Annotated in this window: 16 protein-coding genes; 10 read left to right on the forward strand and 6 right to left on the reverse strand. The window is 61.3% G+C overall.

The annotated features are described in order from the left end of the window. Window positions 1–44: 44 nt before the first annotated feature. Window positions 45–836, forward strand: a complete 792-nt coding sequence (locus FFT87_RS02685) for an SDR family NAD(P)-dependent oxidoreductase (protein WP_219949833.1) — start codon at window positions 45–47, stop codon at window positions 834–836. A 389-nt stretch (window positions 837–1225) separates the two neighbouring features. Here the strand turns inward: FFT87_RS02685 and FFT87_RS02690 are convergent, their stop codons facing one another. From FFT87_RS02690 to FFT87_RS02705, 4 genes are all read right to left on the reverse strand, one after another. After that, window positions 1226–2041: a hypothetical protein gene (locus FFT87_RS02690; RefSeq protein ID WP_219949834.1), complete on the reverse strand. Its 816-nt coding sequence runs from the start codon at window positions 2039–2041 to the stop codon at window positions 1226–1228. Window positions 2042–2066: 25 nt separating this feature from the next. Continuing rightward, on the reverse strand, window positions 2067–2636 hold the full coding sequence (locus FFT87_RS02695; RefSeq protein ID WP_219949835.1) for an SMI1/KNR4 family protein: 570 nt from the start codon (window positions 2634–2636) through the stop codon (window positions 2067–2069). Between the two features lie 224 nt (window positions 2637–2860). Next, a complete protein-coding gene (locus FFT87_RS02700) occupies window positions 2861–3610 on the reverse strand; it encodes an SDR family oxidoreductase (protein ID WP_370628576.1) in 750 nt (249 codons plus the stop codon). 32 nt (window positions 3611–3642) lie between these two features. Next, the gene (locus FFT87_RS02705; protein WP_219949836.1) at window positions 3643–4665 is read right to left on the reverse strand and encodes a zinc-binding dehydrogenase; all 1023 of its coding nucleotides are present in this window, start codon (window positions 4663–4665) and stop codon (window positions 3643–3645) included. Window positions 4666–4825: 160 nt separating this feature from the next. Between FFT87_RS02705 and FFT87_RS02710 the strand changes: the two genes are divergently transcribed. Genes FFT87_RS02710 through FFT87_RS02730 form a run of 5 tightly spaced genes read left to right on the forward strand, consistent with a single transcriptional unit; the run spans window position 4826 to window position 9663 of the window. Next, the gene (locus FFT87_RS02710; RefSeq protein ID WP_219949837.1) at window positions 4826–6049 is read left to right on the forward strand and encodes a CaiB/BaiF CoA-transferase family protein; all 1224 of its coding nucleotides are present in this window, start codon (window positions 4826–4828) and stop codon (window positions 6047–6049) included. Further along, window positions 6046–7179, forward strand: coding sequence for an extracellular solute-binding protein (locus tag FFT87_RS02715; protein ID WP_219949838.1), 1134 nt, complete (start codon window positions 6046–6048; stop codon window positions 7177–7179). Before FFT87_RS02710 ends, FFT87_RS02715 begins: the two co-directional genes overlap by 4 nt. After that, window positions 7164–7634 carry a MaoC/PaaZ C-terminal domain-containing protein gene (locus FFT87_RS02720; RefSeq protein ID WP_219949839.1) on the forward strand — a complete coding sequence of 157 codons (471 nt, stop codon included), beginning with the start codon at window positions 7164–7166 and terminating at the stop codon, window positions 7632–7634. The genes FFT87_RS02715 and FFT87_RS02720 overlap by 16 nt, the downstream gene beginning before the upstream one ends. Window positions 7635–7656: 22 nt before the next feature. Beyond that, complete coding sequence (locus FFT87_RS02725) at window positions 7657–8670, forward strand: LacI family DNA-binding transcriptional regulator (RefSeq protein WP_219949840.1); 1014 nt, start codon at window positions 7657–7659, stop codon at window positions 8668–8670. A 21-nt stretch (window positions 8671–8691) separates the two neighbouring features. Beyond that, entirely contained in the window at window positions 8692–9663 is a 972-nt protein-coding gene (locus FFT87_RS02730; protein WP_219949841.1) for an aldo/keto reductase, read from the forward strand. Between the two features lie 10 nt (window positions 9664–9673). Here FFT87_RS02730 and FFT87_RS02735 read toward each other — a convergent pair whose 3' ends face one another. Together FFT87_RS02735 and FFT87_RS02740 are read right to left on the reverse strand one after the other, a co-directional pair. Continuing rightward, window positions 9674–10000 (reverse strand): helix-turn-helix transcriptional regulator, encoded by a 327-nt coding sequence (locus FFT87_RS02735; protein WP_219949842.1) that lies wholly within the window; start codon window positions 9998–10000, stop codon window positions 9674–9676. Continuing rightward, window positions 9997–10470 (reverse strand): SRPBCC family protein, encoded by a 474-nt coding sequence (locus FFT87_RS02740; RefSeq protein ID WP_219949843.1) that lies wholly within the window; start codon window positions 10468–10470, stop codon window positions 9997–9999. The genes FFT87_RS02735 and FFT87_RS02740 overlap by 4 nt, the downstream gene beginning before the upstream one ends. Window positions 10471–10677: 207 nt before the next feature. Here FFT87_RS02740 and FFT87_RS02745 point away from each other — a divergent pair, with 207 nt between their 5' ends. From FFT87_RS02745 to FFT87_RS02760, 4 genes are all read left to right on the forward strand, one after another. Next, on the forward strand, window positions 10678–11847 hold the full coding sequence (locus tag FFT87_RS02745; RefSeq protein WP_219949844.1) for a mandelate racemase/muconate lactonizing enzyme family protein: 1170 nt from the start codon (window positions 10678–10680) through the stop codon (window positions 11845–11847). Next, on the forward strand, window positions 11834–12556 hold the full coding sequence (locus FFT87_RS02750; RefSeq protein ID WP_219949845.1) for an RraA family protein: 723 nt from the start codon (window positions 11834–11836) through the stop codon (window positions 12554–12556). Before FFT87_RS02745 ends, FFT87_RS02750 begins: the two co-directional genes overlap by 14 nt. 28 nt (window positions 12557–12584) lie before the next feature. Continuing rightward, window positions 12585–13451, forward strand: coding sequence for an amidohydrolase (locus tag FFT87_RS02755; protein WP_219949846.1), 867 nt, complete (start codon window positions 12585–12587; stop codon window positions 13449–13451). Between the two features lie 162 nt (window positions 13452–13613). Further along, window positions 13614–14939: an ABC transporter substrate-binding protein gene (locus tag FFT87_RS02760; RefSeq protein WP_219949847.1), complete on the forward strand. Its 1326-nt coding sequence runs from the start codon at window positions 13614–13616 to the stop codon at window positions 14937–14939. Window positions 14940–14943 lie beyond the last annotated feature (4 nt).

Here is a 14943-nt window from a genome sequence, read left to right on the forward strand (position 1 = left end):
TTTTACTTGACTGAGCAAGTAAAAAACGAGAGGTTCCTTCGACCATGGATATGCAGCTGGAAAACAAACGTGCCTTTGTAAGCGGTTCGTCGCAAGGCATCGGGTATTCGATCGCGAAGGCGCTTCTCCGGGAGGGCGTAGCGGTGGTCATCAACGGCCGTGACGACAGCCGGCTCCAGCAAGCGCTGAAGAACCTCCAAGCTGAAGTTCCTGGCGGGAACGTGACCGGTATTGCGGCGGACTTTGCGGACGCCGCTGAAGTGCAGCGCCTCCTCGATTCGCTCGGCGGCGTCGACATCCTTGTTAACAACGTCGGCCTCTTTGACTTGACGACCTTCGCCGAAATATCCGACGATGCCTGGTCGCGCTATTTCGACGTGAACGTAATGAGCGGAGTCCGACTGTCCCGAGAGTTGATGCCCAGAATGATCGACGCAGGATGGGGTCGAATCATCTTCATTGGGAGCGAATCAGGCGTAAACATACCCGCTGACATGACGCACTACGGCGTGACCAAGGCGGGAATGCTCGCCTTGAGTAACGGCCTAGCCAAGCTCACCCGCGGTACCGGCGTGACGGTTAACACAATTCTTGGCGGCCCAACCTACTCAGACGGCGTAGCCGCTACCATCCGCGACATCGCCGAGGCGCAACGACTCTCGACGGATGATCTGAAGGCGACCATCATTGGGGGGAACCAAACCTCTCTCCTCGAGCGCTTCATCGAGCCTGCCGAAATCGCGAACCTCGCCGTCTATCTCTCGAGCCCGCTTTCCTCTGCAACGAACGGAGCCGCCGTGCGCGCTGACGGCGGAGTACTGACCGCAATGCTTTGACCGGCGCAGGGGGCAGCGCCGCCCACCGGCGACGGCCAAGAACTGGCGTTCGAGGGGTATATGGATCCGCCACCGGCCAAAGAGCAGACCATCTGCTGCGCGCGCCGGCGAAGAGTGCGACAGCACCAACAGCGTGTGCGGGTGAGGGATAGTGGCCCATCCACCCGCCATCGACGTTGAGGATGGCACCCGAGACGTAGTCGGAGCGAGGAACACGGTGGCACCCGCGAGGTCGCTCCCGACGCCCCCGCGACCGGCGGGAATGCGGTCGAGGATTGCTATCAAGGCCTCACCTCGACGCTCGGAACCCGCGTGAGCGGTATGAAAAATCTTAACAACTGTCCTCCCGAACTATCGATAATGGGAGACCCTGGTTGCCAGCTGATTCGTCAAGTTCTGTTCCGTTGGTCATACAGGCCCAGAAGAGTTTCAAGCATTTTTAGTGCTGAGTCATAGTAGAAGGCAACCATCCCAAAGCTAGATGAAACTCGGTACGCGTTGGGGCTACCGTCAGGAAGCTCGATTTTCTCCTTCTCGAGTACCGCAGCCATCATGTACGTGTTGTTGTGAGCAATACCACTAGCTTTCTGCCAGAGGATCAGAGGCGGGACTTTCAACTCTGGAACCAAGTCGGCTATTTCGCGAAGCCGTATCGTAACGCTGCTCAATTTCTTTACTGATGGGTTAGCGAGCGAGGGCACCGAATCCAGCTGGCGCTGGAGAGTAGTTTCTACGCGTTCGAAATCAGGATCGGATTTTCCAGACTCATTTTGCATGTTTTGAAGTTGAAGGCGGTTATAGCGAAGCAGCTGTCTTGAACGCAGCAGTCGCTGATCGCTCGACTCTGGTTGCAAGATCCACAATCCAGTCCCTAGCGCCTCGTAGGCGCTTCGAATTAACGTGAACGAGGACATTGCAAGCAGCTTCCCTCCGCTCTCCTCTACGCTCACCTGCAGAGCATGTAGGTGATCGAGAGCATTGTTGAGCGCGTTCTGAACCATATCGGGGACAGCGTTATATGGAGCGGCGTCACGGTCTGCAGCAAGAGCGGAACCAATCGCAACGGTTAGAACATCGACACGATCTTCAAGTGCTTCCCGCCTTCGGAATCCGCGCTGCAAAAGCTGCAATCCGGCTTGTGCTTCCGTAGGCAATTCCGGTACCGGCCAAACTTTTGCATTGGTGCTGGGGATCTCTTCTGCCACCGATTGCTCTCCTATAAACATGTTGTTACATCAGATGGCGTTCGGGCCCCGTAGGTAGCTTTGTGAAATCAAGTTGCCACTCGCCTGTTGGCGTTGCCCGGTACACATGGTGTTCAATGGCCCAACACCACCAGCCAATCCGGTCCGCGATGGTCACCACTGGATATTCCTCACCCGACGACGTGGGTTCGTTCACATACGCGAGCGAGTTCGCGCGGCAGGGAGTCGTGATGTCGATGACAACGCTCACTGACCCGCCACCGAGTATCAGCCAAGTTGAGTCAGGGTAAGTGTTGACATCGCCGGAGTTCCTTATGTCGAGATCGCGCCGGCCGATCGAGATCGCAGATTTCAGGTCGGGAAACCAGTATCCGAACCCCCAAAAAGGAGGCGGGTGGGATTGGTCGGTGCTCCCGTTGTGCCACTGCCAGATCGCCTTGGCATCATTCGGAAGCGTGATGCCTGCTTCTTCCTCAATGTGGCGGATGGCGTCGGCCGTCAGACCACCACGTACCCGCGACATTGTCGGATGACCGTGCGCGTTCGACAGGAACTCGAATCGATCAAGTTGCTCTCGAACTTCTGCGGCGCTCACGTAGGATCACTGCCCATTACATGGAGCCAGCGTAGGTATTCCCACAGCTGACGGGGGCAGCGGCACGGTGAGGAAAGAGATCTTTTTCACTTCGGCCCTCTCGCGCTTGGTAAATATTCTTTTATGCAAGTAAAGCTCACCAGTGGTCTCCTGGCTAGCAGGAAAGCTAAACCACTGTTGGCATCCACAGACGAGGGCGGATGCCAACAGCCTGCGGGTGAGAACTAGCGGCCGAGCCAGCCGCCATCCACATTCAGGATGGCGCCCGAGACGTAGTCGGAGGAGCGCGACGCGAGGAACACGGTGGCACCGGCGAGGTCGCTTCCGACGCCCCAGCGACCGGCGGGGATGCGGTCGAGGATCGCATTCGAGCGGTCGGGGTCGTCTTGCAAAGCCTGGGTGTTGTCGGTGGCGATGTAGCCGGGGGCGATCGCGTTCACGGTGATGCCCTTGCTGGCCCACTCGTTGGAGAGTGCCTTGGTGAGGCCGGCGATGCCGGACTTCGCTGCCGTGTAACCGGGCACGTTGATGCCGCCCTGAAAACTGAGCAGCGATGCGGTGAAGATGATCTTGCCGCGGCCACGCTCGATCATCGAGCGAGCGATGGCCTGCGTGAGCGTGAACTGGCTCGACAAGTTCACCTGAAGCACCCGATCCCACAGCTCGGTGGGGTGCTCGGCGGCAGGGGCGCGCTCGATGGTGCCGGCGTTGTTGACGAGGATGTCCACGTTGCGGGTCGAGAGTGTCTCGCCCAGCGCGGCGACCGCATCCGGGTCGGCAAAGTCGCACGCGATGCCCTCGAAAGTGCGGCCATACGAGGTGACCGCCTTCTCGATGTCGCTGCCCGAAGCCTCAATCGTTGCGCTCACGCCGATGATGTTCGCGCCGGCAGCAGCGAGTGCTTCAGCCATGGCGAAGCCGATTCCCCGACGTGCGCCGGTGACGACTGCGGTTGTTCCGGTGAGGTCAAACATGCCGTTCATGGGGTTGCCCTTCTCGTTCGTGCTCACTTCTGGCCCGCGACATCCACGAGAATTTTCATTGCATTGCCCGCGGCAAGGTCAGCAAAAGCTTCGCTGGTTTGCGACAGCGGCACAATGCGCGTGATGAGCAGCTCGGCCGGGATGACGCCGCTATCGATTAGTTCGATGGCCTTTTCGAAGTCAGTGCGCTGGTAGACGCGCGCACCCATAATCGTGAGTTCGCGCCAGAAGACGCGCTGCAGATTGATTTCGCGAGGCGTGGGGTGAATCGCGACAACCACGAGGGTTCCGCGCACCTTCGCGAGGTCGGTGGCGCCGAGCACGGCAGCCGCAGCACCCGAGACTTCGAAGACCACGTCGGCACCGGCATCCGCGGTCCACTCGTTGACCCAGGCAACCTGGTCGACCTCGAGGGGGCTGATGGTCGTGAAGCCGAGCGCTTCGATCTGTGCGCGACGACCGGCGTCAATCTCGATGACGGCTACCTCAGCGCCAAATTCGCGGGCGACGGATGCGATGAGCACCCCAATCGGACCACCGCCGATAATCACAGCCTTGTCTCCGGGCACCAAGCCCGACCGGCGAACATCATGCACCGCAACCGCAGCAGGCTCCACGAGCGCGGCGTGATCGAGGCGCAGCTCGGGCGGGAGGGCGACAAGTGTTTCGGCGGGAACATTCCACTTGCCCTGAAGGGCGCCGGGGGAGTCGATGCCAATGAAATCGAGGTTCTGGCAGATGTGCTGGTTGCCGGCGAGGCAGGCGGGGCACGTGTTGTCCCACCAGAGCGGCATGACGGTGACGTGGTCGCCCACATTCCAACCCTCAACGCCGTTGCCGAGAGCGGAAATGGTGCCGCTCATCTCGTGACCGAACGTCAAAGGCATTTGCACGCGGGCATCCATGTTGCCGTGCAGGATGTGCATATCGGTGCCGCACAGTCCGTTGTAGGCGACAGCAATTTGAACGTCACCGGCTGCCGGAGGCTTCGGTTCGTACTCTTTGACCTCAAGGCGTTGCTCGCCTACATAACTCACGCTCAGCACTGGTGCGCTCCTTTGCGATTAGTGGACACGAAGGGTGGATGAGGGGCAACGTCGGTGCTCGGCACCGGATGTCGCGGCCTGGTTCCCTTGCGTGTATTTCTGCGTCATACTAGCATGATCAAACGATTGTTCACGAGGATCAACAGAAGGCTGAACAGCAATGACTGACGACAACGGCGCACCAACGGAGTCTGCGCTAATGGACCGCCCTCTCGAGGGCATTCTGGTTCTGGACTTCAGCCAATTCTTGGCCGGACCAGTTGCCGCGATGCGTCTCGCTGACCTCGGCGCCCGCGTCATCAAGGTCGAACGACCTGGCACGGGCGACATCGGTCGCACCCTCGCTTTCGCCGGTCGAGAGTTCGACGGCGACACCGTTTCCTTCCACGCGATGAACCGCAACAAAGAGTCGATCACCGCTGACCTCAAGGTCGCCGATGACCTCGCCTACGTGAAAGAGCTCGTCGAGCGTGCCGACGTGATCATCCAGAACTTCCGCCCCGGTGTGATGGAACGCATCGGGCTCGACTTCGAATCGGTGCGCGCCATCAACCCCGGCATCGTCTACGCCAGCGCGACCGGCTACGGCGAAGAGGGCCCGTGGAAAGATCGCCCGGGGCAAGATTTGCTCGCTCAAGCCATGTCGGGCATCCCGTGGCTCAACGGCTCGAAGACTGACGGCCCCGTGCCGGTCGGGCTCTCGATCGCCGACCATCTCATGAGTTGCCACATTGCCCAGGGAGTGACGGCACTTCTCGTGCGCAAGTTCCGCACCGGCAAGGGCGGGCTCGTGCAGACCAGCTTGCTCGAAGCGATGCTCGACCTGCAGTTCGAACTGCTGAGCACCAAGCTCAACGACGACACCATCACGGTGCAACGTCATGGCGAGCACTCGGCTCATGCCTTCTTGGCGGCGCCCTACGGCACGTATCCCACCACAGATGGTTACATCGCGATGGCGATGAACGCGCTGCCGAAACTGGGCGACCTTCTTGGCATTGCTGAGCTCAGCGAAATGCATGACCCGCAGCTGGCCTGGGATCGCCAAGAGTACGTCGAAGACTTGCTCGCGGCGCGCTTTGCGACCGGCACTACTCAGCAGTGGCTCGACATTCTCGACGCTGGCGACGTGTGGTGTGCTCCCGTGCTCACGCTCGACGAACTGCTTGCCTCTGGCGGTTTCGAAGCGATTCGGATGACACAGCCGGTCACCCGCGGAGGCAACGAACTCCTGACCACCCGTAGCCCCATCCGCGTTGACGGTCAGATCCTGTCGAGCACTAAAGCGGCCCCAACACTCGGGGAAGATAACGACCGCGTGCGTGCCGAGTTCCCATCTCGCGCCGCCGCGACCGCCGGCGCCGCCCAGGAAGCCACAGCATGAGCCCGACCATCGTCCGCGGAATGACCTGGGAACACGAGCGCGGCTACGGCAGCGTCGTAAAGGCCGCCGAAGCGTATCGCTCGGTAGCTCCCGATGTTGAGGTGCAGTGGGAGTACCGCTCACTGCAGGCTTTTGCCGACCAAGATCTAGAGAGTCTGGTCGAGCAATACGATCTGCTCGTGATCGATCATCCGCACATTCCGATTGCTGCCGAAGACGCACTCTTCACCCCGCTGAACGGTCGCGGCTTTGATGCCGAGTTGGCCACGCTCGCGGCACAGTCGGTCGGGCGCTCGCACGAGTCGTACCAGCACCTCGGTCAGCAGTGGGGCCTCGCGCTCGACGCCGCAGCGCAGGTTGCCGCGTATCGCCCCGACCTTCTCGAGTCGCCGCCCCGCAATTGGGATGAGGTCATGGCGCTCGCCGAAGAAGGTCGAGTGCTGTGGCCGTTCAAGCCCGTCGATGCGTACTCGAGCCTCATCACGATCGCGTCCGGACTGGGCGAAGATCCGATGGCGACGCCCGGCGTCTTCCTGTCGGAAGAGGTGCTGACCCGTTCGATGGAGTTGCTGACGCGACTCGCGCGTCTGGTGCCGGCCGACAACGCTGGCTTCAACCCGATCCAGGTCGCCGATGTGCTGGCCGAGAGCGACACCTTCGCGTACTCGCCGCTGCTCTTCGGGTACACGAACTACTCCCGTGCCGGCTACCGGCCGAACCGCGTGCAGTACATCGACATCCCGAGCTCGACTCGCGGTGTTGCTGGCTCACTGCTCGGTGGTGCCGGTATCGCAGTGTCGTCACGCAGCGAGGTCATGGATGCCGCAATCGCGCACGCCTTCTGGCTTGCGTCAGGCCCAGTGCAAGAGGGTTCGTACTACGACGGCGGTGGCCAGCCCGGCAACACGGTCGCGTGGGAAAGTGCCCGCACCAATGCAGACAGCCTCGACTTCTTCACTGGCACGCGCGCGACTCTCGAAGGCGCCTACATGCGCCCCCGCTTTGCGACCTACATCGACCTGCAAAATGCGGTCTCCCCGCTAGTGACCTCGGCACTCTTAGGCGAGATCACAATCGCTGAACTACGCGAACGCCTCGATGCGGGCGTCGCAGAATGGCTGGTGCGCTGATGCTCACAAAAGACCGCTGGTACGACGATCACGAGGTGGGGGAGCGCCGCGAAACCGTCGGCCGCACCATCACCGAAGCCGACATCGTGCTGCACGCTGGCCAGACCGGCGACTTCTTTCCGCACCACATGGATGCCGAATGGATGGCGACGCAGCCCGCCGGTCAGCGCATCGCCCACGGCACCCTCATCCTCTCCGTCGCGGTGGGAATGACAGCGGGCGACATCAATCCGCAGGCCATGAGCTATGGGTATGACCGCATCCGCTTCATCCGCCCCGTTTTTATCGGAGACACCATTCGGGTGACCGCTGAGATCAACGAGATGTCGTTGCATGCCAAGCGACCGGATGAAGCCGGCTACCTGCACGAGCTGGTCACGGTAATCAATCAGCACGGCGACACCGTGATGGTTCTTACTCACCTTTATTTGGTCAATCGACGTACCAAAGGCTAGTTGCCCGAATACACTGGCAATCATGGCTACTTTGAGTGATGTTGCAACCCGCGCCGGAGTTTCGGTGTCGGCGGTTTCGCGTGTGCTGAGCGAAAAGCCTGGCGTACGGGTGAGCGTGGCAACACGTCAGCGCATTCACGATGCCGCGAAAGAGCTCAACTACCGGCCCAACTTCACGGCTCGAGCGCTCAAGTCGTCGCGCACGCACGCCGTCGGACTAGTGGTGCCCGGAGTGACAAACGCGATCTTCGCCGAGCTCATGCGCGGCGTCGAAGAAGAGGCAAGCAGCAAGGACTACATGGTGCTGATCGCCAGCACCGAACGCTTGCCCGAGGGTGAAGAGTCGATCCCGCGCCTCATGGGGGAGGGACGAGTCGACGGAGTGCTCGTGCAGTTCGGCGACCACTTGAGCGGTGATGACCTGCGCACCGTCACCGATAGCGGCCTGCCCGTGATCTCGATCAACACGATCAACCCGGGCAGTGGCGGCTCAGTTCGCCTCGAAGATGAGGCCGGGATGCGCCTCGCGACCGAGCACCTCATTGAACTCGGCCACACCCGCATCGGGTACGCCGGCGGTGTGCCGACCTCGGAGTCGGGCCAGCGCCGTCTCGCTGGTTTCATGGAGGCCATGGCAGACGCCAAGCTCACCGTTGAACCCGAACTCGTCACCGACTTCGGCTACTACCCCAAGCAAGGCGCTCAGGCTCTGGATGCCATGGCCGAGTTGTCGACCCCGCCCACAGCGGTCGTGGTCGCCAACATCAACGCCGCTCACGGTGTGCTCTCTGAGGCACGTCGGTTGGGCATCCGCGTGCCGGAAGACATGTCGATCATTGCGATGCACGACACCTGGACGGCAGAAATTGCGTGGCCACCCCTCACTTGCGTGCGCTTGCCGCTCTATGAACTTGGCCGGGCCGCGATGGCCAGCCTGTGGGAAATCATCAACTCAGGCACCGCCGAAGACCGCGTCATCGCCGACCCAGCACCGCAGCTGGTCGTGCGCGAATCAACCGCGCCCCCCGCGCGCTAACACTCTCTGGAGAAACCCCTAGTGCAGACACGATCCACCCATCGAGGCCTTGAACTCACCGAGATTGGCCTCGGCGCTGCACAGCTCGGAAACCTGTATCGCGAAACAACCGACGCCGAAGTCGAAGAGGGTGTCGCGGCGGCCTGGGATGCCGGCGTTCGCTATTTCGACACCGCCCCGCACTACGGCCTTGGGCTCTCCGAACGCCGTCTCGGCGAGCAATTGCGCACCCACCCGCGCGATGAGTACGTGATCTCAAGCAAAGTCGGCAAGCTTCTCGTGCCGAACCCCGGCGGAGAAGACCGGATGGATGACGAAGGATTCGCCGTGCCCGCCGTTACTAAACGACAGTGGGATTTCAGTCGCGACGGAATCCTCCGCTCGGTCGAAGCATCTCTCGCTCGCACCGGGCTTGACCGTATCGATGTGCTCTACATGCACGACCCCGATGACCACTTTGAGCAGGCTTCCACTGAGGGCATCGGTGCGCTCATCGAGTTGCGGGAGCAGGGCGTTGTGAAGGCTGTTGGTGCCGGAATGAACCATGCAGCGCCGCTGGCCGAACTGATCCGTCGTGCCGACGTCGACCTCGTGATGTGCGCTGGCCGCTTCACGCTCATCGATGACTCGGCGCTCGCCGATCTGATGCCGCTCGCCCTCGAACGCAATGTCGGCGTTGTCGTTGCCGGCGTCTACAACTCCGGATTGCTCGGTCGCGACCGGCCGAGCCCCGACGCAACTTTCGATTACGAACCGGTGCCGCCCGCGATTCTGGAGCGGGCCAATCAGGTTGCGGATGCGTGTGAAGCTCACGGCGTCACCCTTCCGGAGGCAGCTATCGCGTATGTGCTGCGGCATCCGGCGGTCGTGTCTGTTGTGGTCGGGGCGCGCGGGGGCGACCAGGTTCGGTCGAACATCGAGCGCTATGCCGCCACGATGCCCGATGGCTTATGGAGCGATCTCGAGGTTGCAGGATTGGTTGCTGCGCTCTAGTGGTGGCTTTCTAATCGCTTCGTTCTAACCCTTCGGCGATCTCCTTGATCGCGAGCAGGCGGCGATCCCACTCCGCACCGATGGTGTCAAGGCGCTGGGCGGTGGCGCTGAGTTGCGCACCGAGCACTCGATAGCGCAGTTCACGGCCAGCACGCACTGGTTCGACGAGCCCAGCATCATTCAGCACGCTCAAGTGCTTGGCAATGGCTTGACGGCTGACGGGCAGTCGCTCGGCGAGGGCGGATGCCGAAGCTTCGCCTTCGCCGAGCGCTGCCAGAATGCTCCACCGGGTTTCATCCCCGAGGGCCGCAAACACGGGTATCAGAGTGGAGATCATGCGCCCTCGAGGTAGGAGACGAGCTCGTCGAGTTCGGAGTCCCAGCCACCACGGTGGTCTTCCATGTTGGCGGTCGGGTCGTCACCGAAGTTGAAGCCGGTCTCGACGACGGTGAGCCGCGTGCCTTCGTCGACGGCATCCAGAGTGAACCGAAACACGGTCGAACGATTGGGGTCGATGGGCTTGGATGGGTCGTCTGTTGGGCCGCCCCAGCGGTAGGCGATCACGTTCGGCGCGTCGAGTTCTTCTATCTGCACGGGAAAGCTGCCATACCCCTCGAAGGTAAAGCTTCCTTGTTCGCCAACGGCGACCGTGTCGAACTTCGCTACTTGCGGGAACCAGCGCGAGAGGTGTTCGGGCTCGCTGATGGCCGCCCAGACCTTGTCTGTTGATGCCTTGATGGTGATGGTGCGGCGCACAGTGAATGCGTCGCTGTCAACAACGGCGGGTGGGTTGGTGGTCATGGTCATGATTCTCTCCTAGATTCGTGGATAACTGCAACCCGATAGTTGCATTAACTTCGCCGTATTGCAACCAAATGATTGCAGAAGAGCGCCGCGGCTCGGCGCTTGAGCTGCGGGGTTGCCCGCGGTTATCGCAGACCACTCTTGTGATCAAACGTTTGATCAAGTACCGTAACCACTATCGCTCGCTACTAGAAACGAGGCGCCCTTCCCATGGGACTCACTGACACAGCCCTAACCATTACCGCCGTGCGCGCAGTGCTGCTTTCGCACCGGTACCAGCCAGGAGAAGAACTCACGTGGGTCGGAGGCACCATTTGGTCATGGGACGCCGCCCTCGTCGAAGTAACCCTCTCTGACGGAACAACCGGAGTCGGGGAGGCAGGAGCCGGAATCATGGCGGCCGCCGCCGTGCCCGGAATCGTGGATGCCTTCCGCCCCTACGTTCTCGATCACGAATTCGGTCATCCGCTCGAAGTCGCCGACCACCTGCGCGCCTACACCGCCTTCTGGGCGCGTGGCGGAATGCTCAACGGCGTTGCCGGAGCAATCGAAACAGCAGCGGTGGATGCCGTAGCTAAGCGCCTTGGCGTGCCAGCGTACGAAGTGCTCGGGGGTCTCAAGCGCGACTGGATCGAGTCCTACGCCAGCGGCGGACTAGGCACGACCTTCGGCGAAGTTTCCGATTGGGCTGCAGCCCAGATCGAGGCTGGCTTTGGCACCGTGAAGTTCCGCGCCATGACTGACCCAGACACAACCATCAAGCTGCTCGACCACGTGACCGCACTGCTGCCCGAGGGCGTCCAGTTCGTTATCGACGCCGTGCAGGCGTGTGCCTCCGACCCGTGGCCCGTTGACGAAGCTATTCGTGTTGGCCATAAGGCTGCCGAACTAGGCGCCCGCTGGTACGAAGAACCTTGCCAGGCGGATGACGTGGCCGGCTACGCAGCGGTGCGTGCCGCCGTCGACGTGCCGATCTCCGGTGTCGAATCCAACGGAACCGTGCGGGACTTCGCCCAACTGCTCGACGCTAACGCGCTCGATGTTGCTCAGCCCGACGTCACTTTCGTTGGTGGGCCAAAGGCTTTCGCTCAGGTCGCCGAGCTCGCTCACGCGACCGGCGTGAAGACCGTTCCCCACGTCTGGGGCAGTGGTGTCACCTTCGCCGCGAACCTGCACACCGTGCTCGCCAACCCCCACGTTGAGCTCTTCGAGTACTGCACCCTGCCTAACCCGCTGCGTGACGCAATGCGGGTGGAAGAGGTTGAGTTTAGGGACGGCGGAATCGTTGCTCCGACGGCACCAGGCCTCGGCATCCAGCTCACTCCCGAAATCGAAGCACTGTTCCCGTTCAGCCCTGGAGGTGGACATGTCATCCGCTAACCCCGCGCCCGCAGCATCCGGAGCCACAGCACCCGAAGCATCCGAAACCGGCAACGCAGGTTTCACCCCGCTGCCCGGTGACGAACGTCTGACGACTGCCATTCTCAGTGACTCGTGTGACGAATCGGGCCTGCGCAACCAGGTTCTGAAGCAACGCCTCGCGCCCATCACTCCGGGCTCGCGAGCGTTCGGGCGCGCCCGCACTGTGCGCTTCGCTCCCGCCCTCGAGTCAGACCTCGATGACCCGTACAAGGAGTCGATCGACTTCATCGACGGCATCGGCGCTGGCCAAATGATCGTGATCGCCACCGACAACAGCAATGACTCTGGTTTCTGGGGAGAACTGTTTAGTGCGGCTGCGCTTGGGGCGAAGGCCTCCGGCGTGATCACCGATGGCAACCTGCGCGACACCGACAAGATCGCCGAACTCGGCTTTCCCTCCTTCTCACGCTCGCGTCGGCCCATCGACTTTCGGGCCCGGATGCGCGTGATCGCCTCCGACGTCGTTGTTGAGCTGGGAGGGGTGCTCATTGCGCCAGGCGACCTCGTGATGGCGGACGACGATGGTGCCGTCGTGATCCCGCAATCGCACGAAGACGAAGTGCTGACCCGAGCCCGCACCCGAGCATCAAACGAGTCGACAGTTCTCGCTGAGCTGCTCGCGGGAGATTCTTTGCGCACAGTGTGGGAACGGCATGGCATTCTCTAAAGCAACCAATAACGAAGGATAGAACACCGTGGTTTTTCCGATCATTGATGCCCACCAACACGTATGGAGCCCCAGTCGGGCTCACTATGGCTGGCTCGACGACTCTCTTGCCCCCATCAATCGGGTAATCACGATGGATGAGCTGCTGCCCGAGTTGAGGGCAGCTGGCGTCGATTACACCGTGCAGGTGCAGTCAGCGGACAACTTTGAGGACACTCGACTCATGATGGAGTCGGCAGCCGCTCATACGGAGGTCGCTGCGATTGTGGGTTATGCCCCCATCGATCGACCCGAGCTGGCGGCTCGTACCGTGGAGTCTTGGCAGGGCGATACTCGCATGGTTGGTGTGCGCACGCTGATTCACAATCAACCTGATCCGGAGTGGCTACTGAGGCCGAATGTTGACGAAGGGCTTACGGTGCTTGAGCGTGCTGGCTTGTCCTTTGATGTCGTTGCCGAGGCACCCGAGCATCTCGCGTTGGTACCGGAATTGTCGCGGCGGCATCCGGAACTTCGGATGGTGATCGACCATTTGGCGAAGCCGCCGATTGGTCTCGACGAGCGGGCGGAGTGGTGGTCGGCGATTGAGCGGGCTGCCGAGAATCCGAACGTCTATGCGAAGGTGAGCGGGCTGTACTCGGCGGCCGGCACTCTTGATGGTTGGACGACCGAGAACGTGCGACCGTTCTTCGAGCGAGCCCTCGAGGTGTTCGGCGCTGAGCGCCTGATGTATGGCGGAGATTGGCCGGTTTCGTTGCTTGCCGGCGGCTACCTGCGCGTCTGGAATGGTCTCGCGCCACTCTTTGACAGTGTGGATGCCGCCGAGCGTGAGCAGCTCCTTGGCCGAACCGCCGCGGAGTTTTATGGCATCGATCCCACGCGCATTGGGTCGTAAGGTCCGTCGCGGCGCCCGCTAGATAACAGTTGAAAAACCTTTGATCAAACGTTTGCACAACTTCCATGGTTGGTATAACGTTTGAGCACCGGAGAAACCGAGCCGTTCCAGCGCCTCGCGTGTCTCCACTACGACGCAGTAGTAACTCACCAAGGAGTGTCAATGAAGACCAAGAGGTTCCTTTCCGCCAGTGCAGGAGTGGCCATAATTTCCGCCGCTGCACTCGTTCTATCCGGCTGTTCAGCCGACGGTGGCGCCACTGCCCCCGACCAGACTGACTCGGGTGGAAAAATCACGGTGTGGGTTGACCCGCCCCGGGTTCCCTCAGCCGAAGCTTTCCAGGAAGCCCACCCCGAGATTGAGATTGACGTCGTGCAAATCGACGGCACGGTTGGTGGACAGACGGTCAAGCAGGCATTCGCCAACTTCGACTCCGCCGGTTCAGGATGGCCCGACGCCATCTTCTTCCCCTCTAATGACGACATTGCCTGGGCCACCGGCGCTGCCAGCAACTACGCTGCTGACCTCACCGACCTGCTTCCCGATGTCATCGACGGCTACGACCCCGCAGTGCTTTCGTTCTGCGACATCGATGGCCAGATTCGTTGCCTGCGCAACGACGCTGCTCCTGACGTGTTCTGGTACAACAAGGCATTCTTCGACGAGAACGGCTACACGCTGCCCGCCACGTGGGAAGAGTACGGCGACCTCGCTGTCGAAATTGCGGCAGACCACCCCGAAAAGATCAGTGGATTCTTGGGCGACGCTTACGCCGTCAACCGCTACCTTCAGGCTGCAGATTGCCCCACGAACGACCGCCTCTCAGAGTCGGAAGTTCACATCAACCTTGACGACCCGAACTGTGTTCGCGCCAATGAACTGCTCTCGCAGATGTATGACGGCGGCGCCCTCACCACTCAGGGCATCTTCGACGGTGACGCTGCAGCAGCTGGTGTCAACCTCGTGATGAGCCCCGGTGCCGTCTGGTGGGGTAACTACCTCTTCCGCGACACCTGGAAGATTCCTGCCGGCCAGATGAGTGCAAGCGCACCGTTGACGTGGGAAGGCGAATCAAGCCCGACCGCTGGTAACGAAGGTGGCGGCCTCTGGGGCGTCTCCTCACACATCACGGGAAAGCAGCTCGAAAACACGCTGACGTTCGCAACCTTCGTTGCGACTGACCCAGCATGGCAGGTTGAGCTTTCGACCGGTCTCCCCGGCTATGGCCCGATCCAAGATGCTTGGCTCGAGAAGCTCGAAGCTGACGGCTACTTCGCTGATGTTGCTTCTGTTCAGCAGGCGTTCAAGGATGCCGCTGGCGCCGTAGCGCCGTACTCGTACATGCTCTACGACACTGGTGCAGCCTGGACCGAGACGGTCAGCCCCACGCTGATCGCCAACGGCTCGATGGGTGATGCCCTCGGCACCTTCGGAGAAGAGCTCGTGAACCGCGCCAACTCGGTCGGCTACACGGTCACCGCCGAATAAATGT

This window comes from Salinibacterium sp. M195 (genome assembly GCF_019443965.1).
Taxonomy (GTDB): Bacteria; Actinomycetota; Actinomycetes; order Actinomycetales; family Microbacteriaceae; genus Rhodoglobus.